The sequence below is a fragment of the Pseudomonas sp. HY2-MNA-CIBAN-0224 genome (assembly GCF_040310285.1).
GTDB lineage: Bacteria > Pseudomonadota > Gammaproteobacteria > Pseudomonadales > Pseudomonadaceae > Aquipseudomonas > Aquipseudomonas helleri.
The window spans coordinates 1-254 of record NZ_JBEOPQ010000718.1; the positions used below are offsets into that span (position 1 = coordinate 1).

The window sequence follows — 254 nt, forward strand, 5'->3', positions numbered from 1 at the left end:
TTATTTTTAGAACCCTAAATAACACCGCCCGTGTTCTTAAAAACGCCATATCGGACGAAGTTGTCGCCAAGGAGTATCGAGAGGGCGGCGTTGAATTTGCAGAGATACGTCCGCTCGTTGCTGGTGCTCGTGGTCAAGCAGTGCTCAATTCAGGCGAGGTGGATGATGGGGTCATTACGGCAGGTCAAGTTGTCGGCCTCATTGATGATATTCCAACTTGTGCCGAGCTCTTAGATCGCATCGTCGCTGATTGT

General features: G+C 50.0%; 1 pseudogene. It reads left to right on the plus strand.

What is annotated here, in order from left to right:
• Positions 1–254 (plus strand): annotated as a pseudogene (locus AAEZ03_RS28205) (nitronate monooxygenase); the annotation flags it as partial.